We start from the raw sequence: 23,010 nt of genomic DNA on the forward strand, positions 1-23,010 counted from the left end.
AAACCTTGATTTAATAGGGTTCTTGGGGTTTCTATACCTGAAGACTTTTAATTGTCCCGAGTCCTGTTTTAATATCCTTTTTTCTTATTTCTTGTTTCGAAGGTGTTCGCTTTTTCCAACTGTAATATCCCGATGTAGAAACGCCCAATATTTTGAGCACACTGTTAACAGAAATCTTGCGTTTCTTTGTCATTTCATTCGTTATTTTGTAGATTATTCCTGTTAATTACTCAGTATGCCCACAGCCTTTTTTAAGATTTCTAGCGTGAGTTTCCTACTTCAAACCCAAAAAATAGCCTATATCCCTTGATATAAAAGGAATCACAAGCACCCCGGCGTGTATAAACTAAGAGTCCTTTTTCGCCAGGGTATGATATAACGTTTCCAATTCTGAATCCATAACTTCCAGCTGCTCTTTTTTTTTCGGCTTTTCTTTTAAACCGTGAATCGTATAGATTTCGGCTAAGCGAACTTCACCCAACCGATCCAGTAATGTCTCCACGTTCATCCGGTATCCAGCTTCTTTTGCCTTCTTCCATAATAACTGGGAAAGTAATAGACCAACGAGACAAATAAAGGTATGTACTTTAATTTTCTGATCGGTCCAGTGAAACTGCGGAGTCACGGCATGATGAAAAGGATTCTTCAAATGTTTGAATACTTGTTCTACATGGTTCTGTCCTTGATATGCTGCTATGATTTCCGCATTCGACCATTCATGTCTACTGGTGGCAATGATGCGTTTACCAAAGTAAACTTCTGTTATCCATTCGTATGCTGATGTATCGATCGTCCAGTCAAGATCAAACTTTCCATTTCCTTTTTCATGCAGGATCACCTTCAAGATACGATTACATTGTTCTCCTTTTAGAATGCGCTCGATATCTCGTTCAAGTGTTTCTTTCTTTCGTTTGCGAGCCCGTGGATTGGTCAATTTATCCTTGAGTTCCTGTAATTGTCCTTGTTTTTTGATCAGCGCTTGATGTAGACCGCGAATCTGTCCCTCACGCAATCGATTACTAACATAAAGAACCAGAGATCGCTCTTTGCCCCACACTTCTTTTTGCGTACGATAACAGGTTACTTCCTTTCCTTCAACGTCAACCGGTTTATATTTCGAGAAAGGGATGTTTACCAAATCCTCATGATACGCTGGAGACAATGATGCCACATAAGGAACTTCAGAGGCATCCAGGTTTGCGAAGTTCTTTTTTGTATTGCTTCCCTTGTCAAAGACGACCGTAAACTCCTCCACAGCCAACTGCAATTCAGTCAGTTTATTTCGCAGTTTATTTAAAAACGGAATAAACAACTTACTGTCTGACTGATTTCCCTCATAGATATCTGACAGTACCGGAATAAGAAACTCCTTTGTGACCACCTGAGCCAACCCGAATTGCTTCAAATCATTGTGTTTTTGTTTATTCCTCCCCCTTTCGGCCAAATCCGATTTTTCATTTGTTGCGGCAATGTGAGTCGCAAAATTGGTCAAATCGTAAAATAATAAACGGGAAGACAACAATTCTTGGTCCACCATGTGACGTGTGAGAGCTTTTTCTACTTTGTCTAATTGTTCATCAGTGATCGTATCCATCTGATCCCAAAAATGACGACTGTCCAATTTTTCCGGATTGAACCCGGCCAAATCCGGTAATGTCGTTTGTTTGGCCCAACCTGAAAAACCCCTTTTGCTTCCAGGCTGCAGAGCTCGATAAACGGAAGCTAATAATAAAGATTGGCCAACCGTCTGTCCAGCCCGCTTTTGACTCGGAAAGTGCTGTTCGAAAATGTCAAGGATATTCAGCTCTTCAGCCATTTGCCATAAAAGTTCAACCGATCCTTAAGAGCGGGAACGAACCTTTTTAATCAGCGAACCATTTCTTAGTTTATACAGCAAATTTTCAGCTGTACCTAAATGCTTTAAAACGATTGGGCGAGGCTTCCCATTAACCCGCCTGGTTTCAATGATTTGCCAGTATGTGTTTTTGCCAACTTTTTGTTTTCTAATAGTAGCCATAATTAGTTTAAACAACATCTTTAAACAGTTGTCAATAAAGAAGTATCGAGTATATTTTTTAGTCTATATAATAAAATACCTATAAAGCCTGTCCTAGCAGCATATTGAGGGAGAGTGTAGGAAACTCATGCTAGTAGGAGGTTTCTATTATGAAAAATATGAAAAAGAGATTGTTTCCAGTTTTTGTCGTGTTCCTTTGTTTTGGGATGTTCTTTTCAACGGTTGGACCTGTATACGCAGAAACAGCGAGAAATTACGAAAATCTTCAAAACTCCAAAGTACATACATCAACGAGTAATACTTATAGTCTGCAACAACAAAGAGTTTTAACGAATCAAGCCCAGAATATCGAAATACAACCGCAAGGTATTAAGACCAAAGCTCTTTCATTTGCTATGAGACAAGGTGGCTTTGTCCTAAAGAATCTCATAAACAAAATACCTTTTAAGTGGGCTGACAAACTTGGAAATGTCATTGGCAAATGGGGAAATACTGCTGCAAACGTAGTTGATGATTTGACTGGTTTTGGAGAGACTGCTGTCACAGCTGCTCTTGTACAAGCGGGAATTCCACCATCTGATGCACTTTTAATTGCTAAATTTATAGTCTTCTTTTTAGGGTGACAAACTGTTTTTTATATCTTACAATAAAGACCTAAAAGCACTCATGGTTCTGTTAACGAGTTCATTAGGAGAAATACATATATTGTATCGGTTGTTTAAAACTACTTGGTTTCTTTTATTCCAGATTGATAAAAATCATAATCAATTTGATAGGTTTAGGCAATTAATTTCTACGCATAATTTTATAATTCAAAAAGTCATTATAAAATTATGCTACAATGTTAGAAAAGATTGTGAAAGGTTATTCTTTTACACGGTATCCAATTATAGGAGGGGTTTGCGATTAAAAATGACAAAGACAACAAAGATAGTAGCTCGTTAAAAATTATTTCGTATTGGTTTTCTATCCCAAGAGTTTTTCGTCAAAGTCTGTTTTGGCTAATATTGTTAACAATTGCGATAATTGGGTGGATGAAATTAGTAAAAGGTTTTTTATAAGTTTAAATGATCACGCTATAAAAAGTTAAATCTAAAATGCATATTGCAATTTCATATTTATATTAAGGGATGGATAGTGTATGACTCGGTTTAAACAAATGTAAACTTTTAGGCTCGTGTTTTCTCTAAAGGGAAGAACGAGTGTTTCTCTTATTGCTCGTCAAGAGCAAAACAAGTGGCTGGATACTTTCTTATAAGTGTCTGGTCTTTTATTTTTTGTAGGTCTATCAAGAAAACCATATTGAAAGTTATTGGCTGGTTCTTCGGTCATTATCCACTTGTTATTTTAAAACCAAATCATTTTACTTATTTTGTAATAATCGTCCCATTTCAGCCTGAACGTGCTGGTAATCTATCTCTCTTTTATTACGATAGAAACTCGCTAGATTTTCTTGGAATTTTTGTTGCAGTGCAGCACTTGCTTCAGAGTTCTTTTTTAACTTTATTATCATCTGTTCTCCGACTGGCATTTATCTTCCTCCTAGAGTTTTTCTTTATTCTTTTTTCACCAGTTATATGCGAATGATTCAGGGGGGCTTGGCGAAGAGCCAATTAAGACTTTCCAATTTCACATTCAGATCTTTGTATATTCTGTTTTATTGATTCTTTATTATCATCCTTTTAGTAATAGTATACACGAATTAATATGTCTGAAGAAGGTAGAAGTCTCATATGAGACACCCTCTTTAACGCATAGGACCAACACTTTTTCAAAAGGTGTTGGATCCTTTTTCGAAATAATGACTACCTATATTGTTATGGAATCGACAAATGAAGTTATAGGGGGAAAAATGAACAAGCCTAATTTACGAGGAGGTAAAAGTGTGAAATTATGAAAAGGCATTCGGATACTTTGGTATACGTTGGCTAGCTAGAAAGATAATTTAAAGAGAAAAAACTTCCACCAAAACGCTCAACCAAAAGCTAGAAGTAATCACCTCTTTTTCATTAAATGGGTTTCAAGAGTTATCTTTTGCAGTATAATTATTAAATAGGGTTTACAGATGATAAAGGGAGTAGCTTAATGGATATTGAAAAAGATACTAAGCGGGATATTGAGCAAACAAAAAAACGGACAAAATGGGGTTGTCTTACTTGGGCAGTTATATTATTATTCGGGCCCATTATTATTTTCGTTGGTATATTCTCCTTTGAAATGTTTTTTAAAGAGAAAACCCTTGTAATTAGTAATTATCCAAACGATATTAATACTATTGAAGTTGTTGAGAAAGGGCAACCTGCTTGGTTTGGACCATCCCTGGTAAAAGTTAAGTACGATAGAAAACATATTGAGCGAAGTGTTAAAAATGATGGGAAAATACTTCGGGAATCAAATTTTGCAATCCACTGGGAAAATGATAGCGAAGCTACGATTACTATATATGGCGAGGAACAATATTCAGATGTAATTAAATTTAATGCTAAAGAATCTCCCCCTTTCAAGGGAAGTGAAGGCTCGGAAAGGGAACTAGGTTCTTTTACATTTATGACAAGTGAATCACCAAACCTTATAAATATTATCGAACTCAGAGAGGTAAGTAAATCTAAAAACACATTTAGATACTCAACGGTCCAAATATTTTATGGAGAACGAGGGAGTGTTTTAGAAAGGTATAAAGAACATATCCCAAGTGATACGTATACAACTGATAACTTTAGGGTTTATTGGAAAAACGACGAACAAGTGAAAGTTGAAGTCATTAGAGAAAAAGATAGCGGAGAAACCTATATAGAAGATACCTGTTAGACATAGAAATGTTAGAGGAGATCCCGCATTATGATACGATAAATGATTTTTTAGCTCGTTTAAATCCGGAGGAAATTGAAAAAATTAGAACCTATATGATCAAAGAGCTGATTAACAAGAAATGCTTTTATGATTATCGAATAAACTGGAAATACTGGGGAATTATCATTGATGGAACCGGACTTTTTACGTTTCATGAAAAGCACTGTGAACATTGTCTAAGACGAGAATATAAAGACAGGAAAACAGGCGAGAAAAAGATTGTTTATATGCATCATGTTTTAGAAGCGAAACTAGTGGTTGGAGACATGGTTTTCAGTATTGCAACGTAATTTATTGAAAATGAGTCAGAGGATGCGGAAAAGTAAGATTGTGAACTCAACGCATATTACCGTATGGCACCGAAACTTAAAGACATGTTCAAACGATTACCTATTTGTATTATTGCAGATAGCCTTTATGCATGCGAAGGCGTATTCAATATATGTAAAAAAAATAACTGGAAATACCTACTTCGATTGAAGGAAGGTCGGATTAAAACAGTGATGGAGGAATTTCAAAAGATTAAAAAAATGGAAAAAGATAATACATCCGCTGGCGTTTCATGGGTAAATGAAATAGATTACAAGCAGCATACGCTGAATGTCTTGGAATTCATAGAAGAAACGGAAGAAGCAAGACGGGAGTTTACCTTTGTGACTAATATTCATATTACAAAAAAGAATGCTCAGGAGCTTGTAGCGTTTGGCAGAAGACGTTGGAAAATCGAAAATGAAGGTTTTAATAACCAGAAAAATATTCGTTACTTTATTCAACACGCCAATAGTCACGATTATACGGCGATGAAGAATCACTATCTTCTCACTCAAATAGCAGATATATTAGTACAACTATTTGAAAACGGATCGAAAGTCATGAAGAAGGTGAAAAAGAAAGCAAAGAAAATATCCTCAGATCTGTTAAGAGCATTTCAGACTCAAATCATAACAGACGAGGATATGACTAAGCTAGCAAAACCAATTCAAGTTAGGTTTACCTAGTAAAAAAGTATAGCAAAGGATGTGATAAAAAGCAAAAACAACATTTGTGTATAATTTTCAAAAAATTAACTTCAAAAAATTGGTTTTCTCTTTGTCGCAAAAATGGCGAGAGAATATATTCATAATATTCAGTGATTTACTTATTGAAATTTAACGAACCAGTGAGAAGTGAAAAAATTTACTCCTCAGAGCTGTAAGCCGTTCGATAAATTTGACTTTATCAAAGGAGATTTATTAAAAATGAGTGTATTTTTTTACGGTTGCATTACTATGGATGGCTATCTTGCTGACAAAAATCATAACTTGGACTGGCTTTATCAAACTGGTTCAATAGAAGAAACTGGTTATGAAAGCTTCTATAAAAACATGGATATTACTATAATGGGCAAAAGAACATTTAATGAAATTGAAAACATAGAGAATATCGGCAGTCTTTACTCGACTACCAAAAATTATGTTTTTACACATGCTGAAAGCTTATCAGTTAGGGAATTTATTCCTATGAATTGTGATGTTGTTGAATTTGTGAAACAAATAGAGAGGGAAAAAAACGTTTGGATTGTTGGAGGTAACACAATATTAGCCCCTCTGTTAGATAATGATATGGTTGATAATATGATAATACAGATTGCTCCAGTGTTATTGGGGATGGGAATACCGTTATTTTCACAAAAAGAAGTGTTGAAGCGATTTTGCTTGAAAGAAGTAAAAAAATACGGACAATTTGCAGAATTAATTTATAGTAAAATATAGTTATTTCAGCTTTTCAGAATTCTTTATCTTTACCATTGTTAGGTCATACAAATTCCAATCTGTCAAGGAATCTGGGAATCTGTAATTACGGAGGTTTTGTCGTGGCTGAAAATAAAAAAAATGAATATATTCCAGCAAAACCACAAAAGAGAGATAAACGAGTTGGCATTTACTGCCGTGTGAGTACAATCAAGTGATGTTTATGTATAACGAGCAGAGCATGTTGCAGTTGCTTCTATGTTTATAGCTTTTTAAGCAAGTTTTGTTAAATTAGCTCAGCGATTTTAATACGGATCTCAATCAAAAACTCCTGAAACGGTCTCATTTCATATAGATGGTTTTACTTGAGCATCTTGTATTTTTTAGTAAAATCCACCTTTTCTAATATAGAGGTGTTCAACGAATTGGGTTGAAGAAATAGGAGGAACAGTACTTACTTATGATCCATCTATAATTAGTTTAGAAGAAGCGAAAGAAGTCATTACAGATTTGGGTTATAAAATAAGAAGTGAGGAAAAATAAAATAAGAGGAGGCTACGACGTGAGAAAATTCAAACTAAACATTGAGGGAATGACTTGTACAGGGTGTGAAGAACATGTGTCTGTTGCTTTAGAAAAGGCAGGCGCAAAAAATATTGAGGCAAGTTTTCGCCGAGGCGAAGCCGTATTTCAGCTTCCGGATAACGTAGGTGTTGAAACAGCCAAAAAGGCAGTTGATGAAGCAAAATATCAGCCCGGAGAAATTAAAGAAGTTTCATCGCAAGAAGAGGTAATATTAGGGGGTGAGGGAGATTATGATTTGCTTATTATTGGTTCAGGAGGAGCAGCTTTCTCTGCTGCAATTAAAGCAATCGAATACGGGGCCAAAGTTGGAATGATTGAACGTGACACAGTTGGAGGAACATGTGTAAATATCGGTTGTGTTCCATCAAAAACCCTCCTTCGAGCAGGGGAAATCAATCATGTGGCAAAAGTTAACCCATTTACAGGATTGCAAACATCTGTAGGAGAAGTGGCCTTAGCGCCATTAATTAAACAAAAAAATGAATTGGTTAGCGAGTTGAGGAATAATAAATATGTGGATTTAATTGATGAATACGGATTTGATTTAATTGAGGGTGAAGCGAAGTTTGTTGATGAAAATACGCTTGAAGTAAATAGTCAAAAGTTATCAGCAAAACGCTATTTAATAGCAACGGGTGCATCTCCCTCCTTACCAGCGATTTCAGGTCTTGAAGAAGTGGACTATTTAACTAGCACCACATTACTTGAATTAAAGAAAGTTCCTAAACGGTTAACGGTGATTGGTTCCGGATATATTGGAATGGAGCTTGGGCAATTGTTTCACAACTTAGGCTCGGAAGTGACGTTGATGCAAAGAAGCGAGCGTCTTTTAAAAGAATACGATCCCGAGATTTCAGAAGCAGTAGAAAAAGCGTTATTAGAGCAGGGAATTAACCTTGTAAAAGGAGCAACTTTTGATTATGTGGAACAAGATGGGGATGTTAAGAAGGTTCATGTCACGGTAGCTGGTAAGAAAAAAGTGATTGAGTCTGAACAGTTACTTGTTGCTACTGGTAGAAAACCAAATACAGAATCCCTGGATTTAAATGCTGCTGGTGTGGAAGTAGGCAAACGGAAAGAAGTGCTAATCAATGATTTTGCTCAAACAAGTAATGAAAGGATTTATGCAGCAGGAGATGTGACCTTAGGCCCTCAATTTGTATATGTTGCAGCGTATGAAGGTGGTATTGTTGCAGATAACGCAATTGGCGGTTTAAATAAAAAGTTAGATTTATCTGTGGTACCAGGAGTTATATTTACGAATCCAGCTATTGCCACAGTTGGTTTAACAGAAGCCCAAGCAAAAGAAAAAGGATATGAAGTTAAAACATCTGTATTGCCTTTAGATGCCGTTCCAAGAGCGATTGTGAACCGGGAAACAACGGGAGTCTTTAAGCTTGTTGCTGAAGCGAAAACTATGAAAGTACTAGGCGTACACATCGTTTCTGAAAATGCTGGAGATGTTATCTATGCAGCAACATTAGCTGTTAAATTTGGGTTGACTGTTGAAGATTTAAAAGAAAGTATTGTCCCTTACTTAACGATGGCAGAAGGTTTAAAGTTAGCTGCACTAACGTTTGATAAAGACGTTTCGAAATTATCTTGTTGCGCAGGGTAAGGTTAGTCTGAAAAAAACTGATCATTATAGCTTCACTTCTTATTAATAAAATTACATAAATTAATCATTTATCCATAAGATAAGACTAAAATTGGAGGCTATCTTATGGGTATCAGCGAATATTGGGATGAAATTTATGTGAAGACAGAAGAATTTAATGAGCTTATATCGTCCTACTGGAACGCTTATTCCAATCTTGGTACATGGCAGTTCTGGGTAAGTTTGCTGTTTTTTCTTCTTCCATTGGTTTTACTTTTCTTTAAAGTTGACCGAGAGAGAATTTTTGAAGTCCTTTTCTTCGGTTATACGGTCCATATTTTATGGACTTATGCCAGTTTAATTCTTGAAAGAAAGAATTTCATGATTCATACATACTTTCTTTCACCTGATCTGCCATATTCTTTGAATATAACGGCATCTATTCTTCCTGTAGGTTTTCTACTTTTATATCAGTATACAACAAAACGTAGGAAGAATTTTTACTTATATTCCCTTCTATTAAGTGCTGTATTTGCGTTTGGTTTTGCAACAATAGAAGAATGGATGGGATTAATAAAGTTTTATAAGGGTACAAATAACTTTCATATATTCCTTATTGACCTTGTAGTAGTGTTTATTTCCTACTGGTTTACATTGTTTGTCAAAAGATTTAAAGCTAATCACGCGAAAAGTAATCCCTCATAGGGTTACTTTTTTTATTGCTAATAAAACCATGGATCACCTAAGCAATTTCTCTCGCAGAAGTTTCCGTTTTATTTCCTCCAGTAAATGCTTTTAGAAAATTCCTAATTTCTTCACTAATAGACTATTTTGGGAAACTTATCAAGAGGTTGACCACAAATATGAATGGTTGAAGGGTCATCTCAACTATCCGATAACCATTTGGAAGAAGAGTACGAGGGTAGACTTTCCAAAGTATTCGCAGAAACAGATGGAGTGAACGAAGGTATCTCTATTGTTTCATGAATTGCAGAAAATTCAAATAGACAAACGGAATTTTGGTACTTTTTGAGGTGTTCTGTTCTTTTTAGTTTTAAAGCTTTTTATGATATAATTACATTCTATTAAACTATTAAAAGGAAATGAGCCATCATGATCAAACGTATCAAATTACCTGGATGGATTGTTATTGTTTTTCTGCTTTTTGGAATTATTTTTGGAGTAAATAAAGCGGTTGCCAAGGTTTTGGAGGAATCATCTGAACCAAGTCAACCAAAAGAAAAGATTGTAGATTCTAGCGTTTATCCGGGTTTGAACATCAAAACAGAGACAAAAGAAACAGATATATATATACATTGTCGGTTAGTCAGCCGTATACAGAAAACAAACAGATTAATAAACTGATAGATCAGTGGATTAACCAACAGAAAAAGGAATTTACAACTGAGATTAAAGAATGGAAAAAAATGCTTAAGGAGAATGATTTCCGTGCACACTTAAATATACAAGCGAAGACGGAAAAAGTAGCCGATAAAATCTATGCGCTCGAATTTGAAGCGTATCAAATAACAGGTGGAGCTAACGGAATGACGAAAATGAAGTCATTCATCATTGATTTGAATCAAAACAAACTGTTACAATTGGATGATGTTTTTCAGTTGAATGAAACGTCGATGAAGGACATTCAAAAACTTATTTTGGATGAGTTACACAGCGATCAAGAGATCAGCATCTATATCTTTGATGATATGGTAGAAGAAGTTATAGAGCACCCTGAAAAATGGGAATGGTCAATCAGTCGTAAGGGCGTGACTTTTTATTTTGATGAATATGAAATTGCAGCAGGTGCAGCTGGTGCGATAAAAACAGAAATTCCAATGAAGAAAATCAAACCGTATCTCAATGAGAAATTCGCGAAAAAAATAGATGTGAAGATTCCTGATAAAGAAAAGAACAAAGAAGAAGAACAGAAAGAACAGCATTCTGAGGACACGGTGAAACTTGATCCGGAGGGAAAATATGTTGCCTTAACGTTCGATGATGGCCCCCATCGGGAAGTGACGCCGCAAATTTTGGATCTACTGAAAAAACATGATGCCAAAGCAACATTCTTTATGCTTGGAAGTCAGGTGGAATATTATCCATCCCTTGCCAATGAGGTAGCGAAAGCAGGACATGAAATTGGAAACCATACGATGAATCATCAGGATCTAACCACCTTGCATCCAAATAAAATTAGCGAGGAAATCCAGCAATCCAGTCGTATTATTCAGAAAGCAACTGGTAAGACTCCAACATTATTGCGTCCGCCGTATGGTGCGTCAAATGATAACGTGAAACAGATTGCAATAGATTTAGGACTCCCTATCGTTATGTGGTCAGTTGATTCACTTGACTGGAAAAGTCGTAATGCAACAGCGATAAACGAGGAAGTGACTTCCAATGTTGCTTCGGGATCAATTGTATTAATGCATGATATTCATGCTTCAACTGCTGAAGCCTTACCGCAACTATTAAGCTCATTGGATAAGCAGGGATATCAAATGGTAACTGTTTCACAGCTGCTTGAACTGTGGGATGAACAAGGTGTTGGACCACATTACGGTAACTAAATTAGAATAAGTATTATTGCCCGCGAGCTCCACTAGTGCACCATTAGGGTGAAATAGGATGAATCTGTTTGAAAGCTAAGAAAATGATATAAATTAGTTTTTTTGATAGGTATGCTATAAGATGAAATTTGAACCAATCAAGATTGGAATGAAAAGCAGTATCGAATAATACCTAACCCTTGTCGCAGCAGCGATTGTGGCAGGGATGTTTTTCTTTTTCAAAAAAAGTAAAAAATTAGGGAAGTCTAGATAATGAAATCGGTTTTTATACCAATTTCTACCTATCTAACCTCTGACCTCTAGAAAGATGCAGCAGCATTTTTCTCATACGACCCCGTTTTTGTACATACGGTGATAAACGTGTGCTTCTAAACTGTTGTAATCATTTGTTCCAATGTTGTCCATTCGATCACGTTTACTCAATTTGCACTAGTGGTTTTGATTGATGTAGTAATTTAATTAAAATAACACTGTATAATAAACAACAGGAACTTAAAATTAATATTAATGAATGGTGGAATTAATGATCTAATTAAAAAAGATTAATTCAGATTTTGCATCATTTTTGTAAGTATAAAAGGAATTTCATTTCAAGCTTATGTCAACAAAGATGTAACTATCACAATCTAAAAGGAGTACAGGAATGTATTTTAAAACACATCTGGATCATATTGAAGACTATTTAAGGACAGGAAATATAGAAAATTCACCAAAGTGGTTACAGTTTTTGGCTGAATCTGAGAATAATTCACTAAATTTGGAATTCTTCTATTCAGTTAATGACTGGGAGCCTAACGATTTAGTGTTATATGTCTATAGGACTTTAAAAACACTCGTACAATTAAATTTGGAGGAAGAAATCGAACATCTGATTGCTACCACGCTCGTTTATAGTGAAACGGCTAAAGGCGGGAGTTATGCTCGGCGCAAAGAATGGCTGAAAAAGGGCTATAATTTATTGGTTCATAATGAAGGTTCGATGTGTATATTTGCTGAGTACTACGAAGGAAATAATAAACGATTAATATACGAATTAATTAAAATACACGGTTTAATTGGTCAATTTCTTCGAGGTGAATCCATTTTGGAGTCCCCCTCTAAATTATTATCCATCTTAAAAGAAAAATATAGTATTGAAAAATCAAAAGAACTGATATTCTTATTGAATAAATGTGTTATAAGTGGTGTTTCTGATGAATTGTGGAGGAGATTAGAGAAAGATGTTGATAAAGTCGTTCATCAATTATTCGAAGGAGATTTAGTAGACCCTTTTGATCAAAGGATTTGTAAACTGACTGCTTCACTAAATGAACCGGATCAAGAAAAGAAGAAAGTTATGGCGGATGGTTATGATGAATTAGAATCTTTTTTTTGGAACAAAGAGTTTTGGTATGTGGAACCATCTATACATGACTTGAATTTTAAAGAAGTGTGGACAATTTTTAAATTAATTCATGCAAAAACGAAACATTACGATTATAAGCATCTACAATTTGAAAAAATGATGAAACAACTACATTATGAATCTGATGGTCAAACTAAAAGTAATATATACAAAATCCGAATTGTTGAGAAGTTTCTAAAAGACATCGAAGTCTATAGTGATGCAGGCTCTGTTCATTTGAAATTAGTTTGTAAACTGAATAAAAAGGCAAAAATGGTTGAAGTGTTTTTTGAGTTTTCCCCTGTTGGAGAAACACTGATCAATTTCTGTGTTGAAGCTGAAAAAGTTGATATGATGCATAATCGTGCCATATTAATGCTGTTTGATTTATTTGGTCTTAGAAGAGATTCTTATGACAGATTTTATAATGAAGAAGTTTATCTTAAAGATATGAATAGTGCAGCTGAAGACAAAAAAATAATTATTGATTACATTAAAGGCAATAGTATACTGGATATAGGGCCAGGCGGTGGTATATTGATGGATATGATTGAAAATGACATGCCATCAAAAAAAATTACAGGAATTGATATTTCAGAGAATGTGATTAACGAACTCAAAAGAAAAAAGAAAAATGAAAATAGAAATTGGAATGTTGTAAGAGGAAATGCACTAAATTTAACTGATAATTTTCCAAAATCATCATTTGATACCGTTATTTATTCTTCAATTATACATGAATTATATTCTTACATTGAATTTGAAGGAAAAAAATTTAATACACAAGTGGTGAGGGAAACTTTAGCAAGTGCTTATGAAGTATTAAAGCCAGAAGGAAGAATCATTATTCGAGATGGAGTCATGATGGAAAATGCACAAACTAAAAGAATTATTCGATTTAAAGATCCCTATGACATCAGGTTTTTGAAAGAATTCATTCAATTGTTCAAAGGAAGAGAGATTGAATGTGAGTTTCTAAATGACTCAGAAGCTAAATTACCTATTAACGATGCGATGGAGTTTCTATATACGTATACTTGGGGAAAGGAAAGCTTTTTATATGAAGTGCAGGAACAATTCGGCATATTGACACCTTCACAATATGTCACGTTAATCAAAGAATTATTTGGAGATAAAGTAAAAATTATTCATAAATATAATTATTTGCAGGGGGGTTATGTAACCTTCTTAAAAAGAAAAATAGATTTTTATGATGAAAGTTATAATGAAGTCACGTTACCAGACAGCACTATATTCTTAGTCATTGAAAAAGCAGATTGAAATAAAAAGACTTTCTTCAAATTGGTCATCAGTTGAACATGAATCTATCGCATTTGTCATTGTGCGTGTCAAATATTTATTGGGATACTGCAGGGCTCCGTATATACCAGCATCAGGGAATGACAGTTTTAATCAACTAGAACCATTGGTGGAAGAATAGCTAATAGTTCATAGTGTATCTCCACTGAATCATAGCTTGGTTCAATGACGGAATTTGATTCAGGCTAACAACATTAACGTGTGAAGTCACCAAAACGTGTGAATGGAAATGTGAAAAAAAAGCCTGTTAAGCCTTTTTATATCAAGGCGCAAGAAAGCATATATCAGTAAAAATGGATTATCGTGAAATAATATATTTTTACTGAAAAAGGTTAATTTAAAAGTGTGGTTTATAGCAAATTCCTGTCATCTCTAAAATGGTGAAACATGGGTTTGGGGGGAGGGATTTAACGAGATTTTATTGTTGCTTATGTATAACTTGATAAAAAATATTATTACACTTAAAATGAATGGTACAAGCGAATTGAAAAGTATATTCAGTAAATAATTGAATTAGTTAAAATAAATGAAGTACTGTTGCATCGTTTAATTAAACAGTTATATAATGTTAAAGATATAATAGGGGGTCTTCACATGAATCAAGAACAATTTTTACTATATGAACAACGAACTCCAATTCAGTTACAGGCAAAGCGAGTTTCTTTCTATCATCAAAGTCAAATCATAGAAGCAGTGAGTGAGGAAAAACAAACATATTATTTGATCTATTATAAATGTCAATTCCTGACTGGCCTTAAGACAACTAGTTTGCAACGACAATCATATATTGAAAGTGTTTTTAAAGAAGGATTGATATTTGACTGCCCTCATCCATTTTTAAATAGTCTACTTTCTTCCCATTCCCCGCTGCAAATAATTCATATAAAACCGCTACTAACCAATTTAGACAAGCATTACACTCCGCAAGAAAAGGCGTTAATCCTAACCTACTTAGAGTCGTTTATTCCGAAAAAACAATTGTTAGAAGAAATAATAGCCATATTTTATCAATATCGTCGTAATGGACAGATGTTTTTAAGTTATCGAATTATTCGTATTTTAATGGACTTTGCTCCGGAAGATAGTCTAGTAAAACAGCTGTCCAATGACTTCGCCTTTAATGATTTCGCTTATTTGTATAAGGAACACTCCGAGAAGCTCTACCAAAAAGATTCAATTTATGCAGAAAAAATTCTGTATTACCAGCAAGAAAATAACCATTCCTTTGAGCAATTAGTTGCTTACTTAAAAAAGGAATCTCGGTGGTTAGAATTAATGGTATTATATACGAACAAGGTATCACTGACACCTACAATTGATTCCTATACCTCACTAATGCAATTAGTAAAGGAACATTTTGATGATAGGGAAAATATGTTCATATTAGAACAGCTATCCATTCAATTATCATCCCCATTTCCACCTTTATTACAGGACTTATTTAATGAATATATAAAAACCTCTAACATTGACGGCGTATTTAAATTAATGGAGACACATGATTTTAGACTAAGTAGACCCCAGATTGAAAGTCTTGGTGATTTATTAGAACAGCTGAATGTAGAGAGCCATTCACTTCACCCTGATTTATTAAATCGATTGTTATTATCTGTTATTCATTTATTTCCAGCTAAAGCTGAAGAACTGCTTAATAAATACGTTTCTACATTATTAAATACAAACGAGCTGTCTTATGTAAAAGAATGGCTCGAACCTTTTAAGGAATATGATAAAGGTCTAAAAATATTTAGGAAAATAGATCGAATGAATGAGCTTTATGATGATCTTGATGAAATGCAGCCTCTTGGAGAATTGTATTATGAGTTTGGGCAATTTGCTAAAGCAATTGAATGTTTCAATTGGGAAATGGAACTGAAGCCGGATGAGACGAAACCCATTCAATGGCTAGCAAAGGCCTATAAACAAAAGGGAATGGATCATGAATCTGATGCTTATCGTCAGCTTTATATTAACATGCAAAAGGGTTTTTAACGAATCTCCGAAGCAAGTCTCCACTTGCAGAGTGTGCAAGGCTAAGCCTGATGAGCAGGAGGGAAATAAATTTCGGTTGGTGCAAGCCAAAGCTTATGATATAATCAGTCTTAGATAAATTGGGTTAGAATTTTTGACCAATAATATGCTTCGGCGAATGCCCGATAGTCTATCTATGCTAAAGGAGGTGTACCTGGCACTAACTGTCCATCCTATAATAAGTATTTACGTTAGTTACTAGGATCAATATGAAAGCATATATAATTATGAAAAAACCTGTAATCAAGGTGAAAGAAGACAGTAGCGTGCGTTCTGTTATTGAAAAGTTTATCGATAATGGGATAAGTGGTTTACCTATCGTAAACGATCGGAATGAAATCGTTGCCTATATAAGTGATGGGGATATTATGCGTTATATTGGTAAGCATAAAGAAAATGTCATCAATGCGCTTTATTTCGTCAACATATTGCAGGGAGATGATGATGGATTCGCAGAAAGAGTGCAAAAAATACTTGAATACAATGTGATGGATATCGCTCGAAAATCAGTATATAAAGTTAACTGGGATGATGATATTGAGAATATTGCCCATATTTTAGGGAAAAAACAAATTAAGAAACTGCCAGTAGAACGTGAAGGGGTACTTGTGGGGATTATCAGCCGTGGAGATGTGATTCGAAACGTGTTTAAATCATTGATGATAGAATAGAAGTTAAGCAGTGATAGATTATTAATTGACTATTTACAGCTTATATAAGTGGAAAAAGAATAAAAAAAAGAAGAAATTAATTGAAAAACCTTTACATTTCGGATAAAATATAGCATAATGATGTAAACGATTACAATAATAAATAAAAAAAGAGTTGAGAATGGTTTATCATCCTCAACACCTTTTAAGTTTTCTAGTTATAAAGATTTCTTTTCAGGAACTGGTACTTCTTCTGTAGTTTTGGCAAATTTCAATTCAAATAAAGTCTTAATGATTAGTAAGGCACCAACAATCAATAGAATTATAGCCATGACAGTGTAGGAATAATGTACACTACCGTCACCGAAAGAAACACTAACCATTCTATGGATGTGTGGGGAACTAAATTGGCCTAAGTAGATACAACTCTGTACAATAGCCATTGCAATCATTGCTTGTGTGCCTGTTGTAATTTTTGAGACACCATCAAAAATCACTGGCACTAGGCTACCGTAACCAAAACCTAGGATTACTACACCAACACCTATTGTTAATAGTGGTTGTGTGAAGACAATTAATGCGAAACCAATGCCAAGTAACATGACTTGAATTGGAACGTATGCTTTTTTAAGTTTTCTTTGGAAGGAGGCTAATGTTAGTCCACCAAGGAATCCACCTAACGAACATGCAGCTATAATAATTCCAGAAACAATTGTATTTGTAATGGAGTTTTCCCTTAAGAATAAAGCCATATTTGAAGGGATGGAGTAAAACACGATAAATATTAGAAACATTAAAACAGAGTAAACAGCAATTTTTGCTTTTGGTAATGGAGTTTTAGTAATTTCTTTTGTTTTAGATGAAGTATTGACTTTTTTTCTAGGCAGAAATGCAATAACAAAAATCAAAACAAGTGCGGCAAGTCCATAAACATAAAACGCTGATCGCCAACCTAACGTTGCTAATACTCCGGAGATAACTATGGCAATAATTGCTCCTAAATTGGTTGCGGCACTAACTAGTCCCATCATACTTGTCCGTTTTTCACCATCATAATAATCTGAAACCAGAGTAGTAGATAGCGGCATCATCAACCCTACAGCAACACCTAATAGGGCACGTGTACTTAATAAGATAAACATATTTGGTGCGAATCCACCACCAATTCCAGCTACTAAATAAAGAATTAAAGCAAAAATTAACACAGCTTTTTTTGAAAAATATTTACATAACCAGCCTGATACAAATGCAAAAGGAATCATAAAGGCTGCATGTAAACTAGTTAATAAGTTTATTTCGAATCTTGATGCATTTGGAAACGCAGCATCAATAGAAGCTATAGCAGGTGCTATAATAGCTCCAGCCATTACGGTAATAAGTGATACAGATAATATGGCATATTTTAACAAAGAACATCACCTCAGCAATTTATTTGAATTTATAATAAAAATTGCTCAAGTAATAATAAAATCATTGCGGAGATTGTCTCGAGTAATGATTGGATTAGTACGGAGAAATTTGAAAAATATATCGTTTTGTACCTCACTCTCTTAATCAATGAAACTCTACCCGGGTTTTGTTACAACTAACAGAGGACTTATCAATTTAACCATGAAACTATCGAATAGTCAATGAAGTTTGTGACAAAGATGTGAAGAATTGCTCCGGACCTGCTAATAGACGTAAATGACAGGGTACAACACTATAGGTGGTGCCTTCTTTTATTGTCAAAGAAGTGATACCAATGCAAATTCTTATTAGAGGTTGTTCAAAAAGTCCGGTGAAAATGACACATCACAGTGGATTTTCTACTCAAACTGCCCACATCCTTGAAAAAGAAAAACACTTTTCCTGCGTGCTAGAACGTGTACTCACGTAATAACTATATACGTTTCGCTCTTTAGAACGGAAAATCGCCTATCTTACGTGTCATGCAGATTCGGTAAAGCTTTCCTAGTACTCCAAGATGCGCCGCCTCGAACTTCTCGGTTCTTTTCACCCTTTTTTAAATGGACACCTGCCTAGATTTTCTTGCAAAAAAATATCCCTCCTATAAAAGTAATTTTATTTTTTTGGAATAAACAATATCTTGATTAAGCTAAAACGAATGCTTTTTTACCTTTCCTTTAATATTTGTTAGGATTTGTTTCAGTCATCGAGATAATGCGTCTATCGTAGGCAAAATATAACATATCATACTTGTTACCACTTAAGGTGCACGTCAAGCATCTTTCTAAAACGTGGGTTGTATGCTGAGTTGGATAAAGTCTCTACGGATTTCGTACAAGGAGATACAAAATCTGCTGCAAAAGCCATTGCGGTAATCCGTAGAGACTATGGAGTATGAGATACAAAGTAGTATTAGCGAAACAGGCGCTTATCGACTTTTTGAGGTTTTTTTTCGTTTAGACTATTTGAATCACTATTCTATTGTCAGTATAAATCTAACAATAATGATCAATCAATATTGTTAGGATCATCACAATTTAACTATCTGTTACCCGCCTGTAGTTACAGCCTAAAAATTTCTTTCCCTTAACTTATTATCTTCAGTACTTTTCTGCGGCGTTCCTATTTTTAAGTAACCGCAGTTTAATCATAAAGAATGTTTAGCAGTGCGGTTGCCTAATCTTGCAAAGAAACTCGCTAAAAGTGATAAATATATTCCGAATAAGATTCAAACTATATTTGTGGAGTATTTTATTATTGGATCTGTTTGATAATATCTACTTAAGCATGGTATAAATGTAAAAGAAGCAGAGACATTTTCTGCTTTTTAATTTTGAGATAAGCGTTTGAATTGATATAGAGTAATGAGAGGAATTGAATTTGCATATGATAGATAATTTTTGGCGTGATTTGCCACGGCCGTTTTTTGTACTAGCACCAATGGAAGATGTGACGGATGTTGTTTTTCGCCATGTAGTGAGTGCAGCAGCCGGACCTGATGTATTTTTTACAGAGTTTACAAACACGGAGAGTTATTGTCATCCAGAGGGAAAACAAAGTGTGCGTGGGCGTTTGACTTATACAGAGGATGAACAACCAATTGTAGCCCATATATGGGGGGACAAGCCTGAACATTTTCGGCAAATGAGCATTGGTATGGCAGAGCAAGGATTTAACGGTGTGGATATCAATATGGGCTGCCCTGTACCTAATGTGGCAGGGAAAGGGAAGGGTTGTGGACTGATCCGTCGTCCGGAAGTTGCAGCAGAGCTAATACAAGCAGCAAAAGCAGGGGGATTGCCCGTAAGTGTGAAGACAAGGCTTGGTTATTCGGAGGTAGACGAATGGCATGACTGGCTAACACATATATTGAAACAAGATATTACTAATCTTTCCATCCATCTACGTACGAAAAAGGAAATGAGCAAAGTAGGTGCTCATTGGGAATTAATCCCGGAGATTAAAAAACTTCGTGATCAGGTGGCACCAGATACACTTTTGACGATCAATGGGGATATCCCTGACCGTCAAACAGGCTTGGAGCTTGCGGAACGATACGGTGTTGATGGAATTATGATTGGGCGTGGTGTTTTTAAAAATCCATTTGCCTTTGAAAAAGAACCGAAAGATCATACTAGTGAGGAATTGCTTGATCTCTTAAGGTTGCAGCTGGATCTCTTTGATAAATATTCAGAACTAGAGCCACGATCGTTCAGACCTCTTCGCCGCTTTTTTAAGATATATGTCCGTGAGTTTCAAGGGGCGAGTGAATTAAGAAATCAATTAATGAGCACAGAATCAACAGAGGAAGTGCGTGCATTGCTCGATTACTTTTCGAGAAAGCGCTGATGATGCGGGGGAACAGTAAATCAATGTAAAGCGAAGTGGCACGCTAAACTGATATGCCTACCAAAAGTTACAGTTCATATTAAGCGGTTAATTGGCTGGTGTGAGAAACGGTATTGAACCGGACTCATTCCTGGCCAGAGGGCAGATCAATCTGAAAAACTGGAGCTGGAATAAAGTGCAGATTCACAATAATTTATTGTTAATATAGTCATATAAGGATATAATATGACTATAAAGTAATATATTAGAAAGAGGTGATACCATGGAAGCAGCGATCAGACCGTCAGCAGATTTAAGAAATCATTATAGTGAAATCTCCAAGCAATGCAAAGAATCAAGGGATGCAGTTATTATTACCGTAAATGGAAGAGGCGACACAGCAGTTCTTGGATTGCAGGATTATTATCAGATGAAATCTGAACTAGAACTTCTCAGAACACTTGCAGAAGCGGATGATGATGTAAAAAATGGACGTGTGGCACCAATGCAGGATTCGTTTGACGATCTTCGTGCATCTTTACAGGAAAGGAAAAATGGATGAAGTATAAAATCTTAAGAACGGATAAGGCAGAGGATCAGCTACGTGATATTATATTCTATATGGCTGATGATTCAGGTGATGTTGATATCGCACTAGGATATCTGAATAAGATTGAAGCCGCTATCAATCGTCTACAGGAGTATCCAGAGTCAGGAAGTATACCTAGATATTCTATTTTAAAAAAACAGGGTTATAGAGTAGTAATTGTTGAAAGGCATCTTGTGTTTTATAAGATAAATAAGATAGATAAGACAGTTATTATATACGCCATTGTGGACGGAAGAAGAGAATATCACAAGTTAATATAAAAAAATACAAAAAGCACTCAGGCCAAAACCTCGTATATTAGTTCTGCTTTATCAACATTACAAAAAACAAATTTCAATATGTTCTCATGGACTTTAGGTTTATAAATTCAACAAAGACATCAATCCTATCCTCCCCGAGCCATTTTAAAGTGCATTGCTCGATTACTTTTCGGGAAAGCGTGCTGATAGAGAGGATTCTGTATCGAAATAAGTGGAATTGGTTCTATCTAAATACTCAAATTATTAACCTTTATTTTTATGGCATGAACGTAAGCTTTTTTTCATACTCTATTCTGGAGGTGTAAAAATGGCAAGAGTGGCTTACCGAAGTGCTGACGTTGACTTGATGGCAAGGATGATGAGAGCAGAAGCTGTAGGTGAAGGAAAACAAGGAATGCTATATGTAGGAAATGTAATTGTTAATCGTGCTGTAGCAGATTGTATTGAATTTAATGAATTGAGAACAATTGAGGACGTCATTTTTCACGTGCAAGGTGGAAATTATTCTTTTGAAGCTGTTCAAAAAGGAAATGTATTTTATCAACGAGCAAGAGAATCTGAAAAAAGATTAGCCGAACAGAATTTGAAGTACTGGAGAGGACACCCAGCGAAATATGCTCTTTGGTACTTTAATCCATATGCTCCATGTCCCCCAACCTGGTACAACCAACCTTTTACAGGTCAATATAAACTACATTGTTTTTATGAACCAGCGGCTGGAACATGTGAAAGTGTATACATGGGGTGACCATTGTTAGCTCAGGGGCACTGGTATAAATTAATTATAATCAAATTTTCACTTGCAAGGGCAGGGGGTATATGAGTTAATAAAAGTGTCGGACCGACAGACTCTTTTGAAAGGAGGCTGATTATTATTTTCACGAAATCTGAGGTGATTTCCGCATAGGCGGGGATCAAAACGTTTGGGGCCGCATAGTGTGGCCCCATTTATCATGCTTATTTTTCAGAATATTGGTATCTTTACGTGTTTTGGAAAAGCCAATTATACTTTGATTTACAAAGGATTTTTGAAACTAAACTTAAAAGAAAGGAGATGTTGACGGTGAATGATATAAATATGTTTAAACAAATTATCCAGGTACACCTTGATAAGGAGGAAACAAATAGTGCAATACAAAAACGGAAAAGAGGTTTTTCCCCCTAGATTGCTGAAAGAGATGCAGAAGTATATCCAGGGTGAACTGATATATATACCTGTAGAAAAAAGTGAGCGGGCTCGGTGGGGAGAGGTAAACGGTTCCCGAGCGTTTATTGCCCAGAGAAATCAAGAGATTTTTCAGTTATACAGTGAAGGAAAGTCTCAGGAAGAATTAGAGCAAATGTATAATTTGTCTAACGATAGTATTCGTAAAATTATATATAAAACTCGCAGTATGTCATGATTCAAAACAGAATATCCAAAGGGTTTCCTAAGACCCTTTATAAAAATGAAGCGTGGCTAGATTGCCACGCTTTTGTATTTCACAATGAACAGTTCCCCTTCTGAGCACCCCAAGTTCTCCCAGTTCTGCACGGAAACTGGGTACAAAATAATTATAATTATTCTCTCTCTTGTTTGTAAAGCTTGTTTTGTGAGTTAATGGATATGTTGCAATAGATTCTGGT

At 35.2% G+C, this 23,010-nt stretch carries 19 protein-coding genes and 1 pseudogene; 17 read left to right on the forward strand and 3 right to left on the reverse strand.

Annotated elements, in window-relative coordinates; genetic code table 11:
• Positions 1-346 precede the first annotated feature (346 nt).
• Positions 347-2,017, reverse strand: a pseudogene (locus AC6HVZ_RS12065) (IS1634 family transposase).
• Positions 2,018-2,166: 149 nt separating this feature from the next.
• Between AC6HVZ_RS12065 and AC6HVZ_RS12070 the strand changes: the two are divergent.
• Positions 2,167-2,640: a hypothetical protein gene (locus AC6HVZ_RS12070; protein WP_497558419.1), complete on the forward strand. Its 474-nt coding sequence runs from the start codon at positions 2,167-2,169 to the stop codon at positions 2,638-2,640.
• Positions 2,641-3,380: 740 nt separating this feature from the next.
• Here AC6HVZ_RS12070 and AC6HVZ_RS12075 read toward each other — a convergent pair.
• Positions 3,381-3,548 carry a hypothetical protein gene (locus AC6HVZ_RS12075; protein ID WP_497558420.1) on the reverse strand — a complete coding sequence of 56 codons (168 nt, stop codon included), beginning with the start codon at positions 3,546-3,548 and terminating at the stop codon, positions 3,381-3,383.
• Positions 3,549-4,102: 554 nt separating this feature from the next.
• On the opposite strand from AC6HVZ_RS12075, the gene AC6HVZ_RS12080 reads away from it, so the two are divergent.
• The 11 genes from AC6HVZ_RS12080 (at position 4,103) to AC6HVZ_RS12130 (ending at position 16,758) form a co-directional block, all read left to right on the forward strand.
• The gene (locus AC6HVZ_RS12080) at positions 4,103-4,825 is read left to right on the forward strand and encodes a hypothetical protein (protein WP_497558421.1); all 723 of its coding nucleotides are present in this window, start codon (positions 4,103-4,105) and stop codon (positions 4,823-4,825) included.
• An 8-nt stretch (positions 4,826-4,833) separates the two neighbouring features.
• A complete protein-coding gene (locus tag AC6HVZ_RS12085; RefSeq protein ID WP_497558422.1) occupies positions 4,834-5,157 on the forward strand; it encodes a hypothetical protein in 324 nt (107 codons plus the stop codon).
• 63 nt (positions 5,158-5,220) lie between these two features.
• Entirely contained in the window at positions 5,221-5,865 is a 645-nt protein-coding gene (locus AC6HVZ_RS12090; protein WP_497558423.1) for a transposase, read from the forward strand.
• Positions 5,866-6,105: 240 nt separating this feature from the next.
• On the forward strand, positions 6,106-6,618 hold the full coding sequence (locus AC6HVZ_RS12095; RefSeq protein WP_497558424.1) for a dihydrofolate reductase family protein: 513 nt from the start codon (positions 6,106-6,108) through the stop codon (positions 6,616-6,618).
• Positions 6,619-7,159: 541 nt separating this feature from the next.
• Positions 7,160-8,800 (forward strand): mercury(II) reductase, encoded by a 1,641-nt coding sequence (merA, locus tag AC6HVZ_RS12100; RefSeq protein ID WP_497558425.1) that lies wholly within the window; start codon positions 7,160-7,162, stop codon positions 8,798-8,800.
• Between the two features lie 105 nt (positions 8,801-8,905).
• On the forward strand, positions 8,906-9,484 hold the full coding sequence (locus AC6HVZ_RS12105) for a hypothetical protein (protein WP_497558426.1): 579 nt from the start codon (positions 8,906-8,908) through the stop codon (positions 9,482-9,484).
• A 408-nt stretch (positions 9,485-9,892) separates the two neighbouring features.
• Positions 9,893-10,144, forward strand: a complete 252-nt coding sequence (locus tag AC6HVZ_RS12110) for a hypothetical protein (protein ID WP_497558427.1) — start codon at positions 9,893-9,895, stop codon at positions 10,142-10,144.
• A complete protein-coding gene (locus AC6HVZ_RS12115) occupies positions 10,096-11,352 on the forward strand; it encodes a polysaccharide deacetylase family protein (protein ID WP_497558428.1) in 1,257 nt (418 codons plus the stop codon). Before AC6HVZ_RS12110 ends, AC6HVZ_RS12115 begins: the two co-directional genes overlap by 49 nt.
• Before the next feature lie 643 nt (positions 11,353-11,995).
• Positions 11,996-14,017 (forward strand): class I SAM-dependent methyltransferase, encoded by a 2,022-nt coding sequence (locus AC6HVZ_RS12120; protein WP_497558429.1) that lies wholly within the window; start codon positions 11,996-11,998, stop codon positions 14,015-14,017.
• A gap of 633 nt (positions 14,018-14,650) precedes the next feature.
• Positions 14,651-16,048, forward strand: a complete 1,398-nt coding sequence (locus AC6HVZ_RS12125; RefSeq protein WP_497558430.1) for a hypothetical protein — start codon at positions 14,651-14,653, stop codon at positions 16,046-16,048.
• Between the two features lie 248 nt (positions 16,049-16,296).
• A complete protein-coding gene (locus tag AC6HVZ_RS12130; protein WP_497558431.1) occupies positions 16,297-16,758 on the forward strand; it encodes a CBS domain-containing protein in 462 nt (153 codons plus the stop codon).
• A gap of 197 nt (positions 16,759-16,955) precedes the next feature.
• On the opposite strand, the gene AC6HVZ_RS12135 is transcribed toward AC6HVZ_RS12130, so the two are convergent.
• Positions 16,956-18,146 carry an MFS transporter gene (locus AC6HVZ_RS12135; protein ID WP_497558432.1) on the reverse strand — a complete coding sequence of 397 codons (1,191 nt, stop codon included), beginning with the start codon at positions 18,144-18,146 and terminating at the stop codon, positions 16,956-16,958.
• Between the two features lie 1,426 nt (positions 18,147-19,572).
• On the opposite strand from AC6HVZ_RS12135, the gene AC6HVZ_RS12140 reads away from it, so the two are divergent.
• The 5 genes from AC6HVZ_RS12140 (at position 19,573) to AC6HVZ_RS12160 (ending at position 22,787) form a co-directional block, all read left to right on the forward strand.
• Entirely contained in the window at positions 19,573-20,535 is a 963-nt protein-coding gene (locus AC6HVZ_RS12140; protein WP_497558433.1) for a tRNA dihydrouridine synthase, read from the forward strand.
• A 262-nt stretch (positions 20,536-20,797) separates the two neighbouring features.
• Positions 20,798-21,076 (forward strand): type II toxin-antitoxin system Phd/YefM family antitoxin, encoded by a 279-nt coding sequence (locus tag AC6HVZ_RS12145; protein WP_497558434.1) that lies wholly within the window; start codon positions 20,798-20,800, stop codon positions 21,074-21,076.
• Complete coding sequence (locus tag AC6HVZ_RS12150) at positions 21,073-21,384, forward strand: type II toxin-antitoxin system RelE/ParE family toxin (protein ID WP_497558435.1); 312 nt, start codon at positions 21,073-21,075, stop codon at positions 21,382-21,384. The genes AC6HVZ_RS12145 and AC6HVZ_RS12150 overlap by 4 nt, the downstream gene beginning before the upstream one ends.
• A 307-nt stretch (positions 21,385-21,691) precedes the next feature.
• The gene (locus tag AC6HVZ_RS12155; protein ID WP_497558436.1) at positions 21,692-22,132 is read left to right on the forward strand and encodes a cell wall hydrolase; all 441 of its coding nucleotides are present in this window, start codon (positions 21,692-21,694) and stop codon (positions 22,130-22,132) included.
• A 379-nt stretch (positions 22,133-22,511) separates the two neighbouring features.
• Complete coding sequence (locus AC6HVZ_RS12160) at positions 22,512-22,787, forward strand: CD3324 family protein (RefSeq protein ID WP_497558437.1); 276 nt, start codon at positions 22,512-22,514, stop codon at positions 22,785-22,787.
• Positions 22,788-23,010 lie beyond the last annotated feature (223 nt).

This window comes from Oceanobacillus sp. NCCP-135 (genome assembly GCF_059698015.1).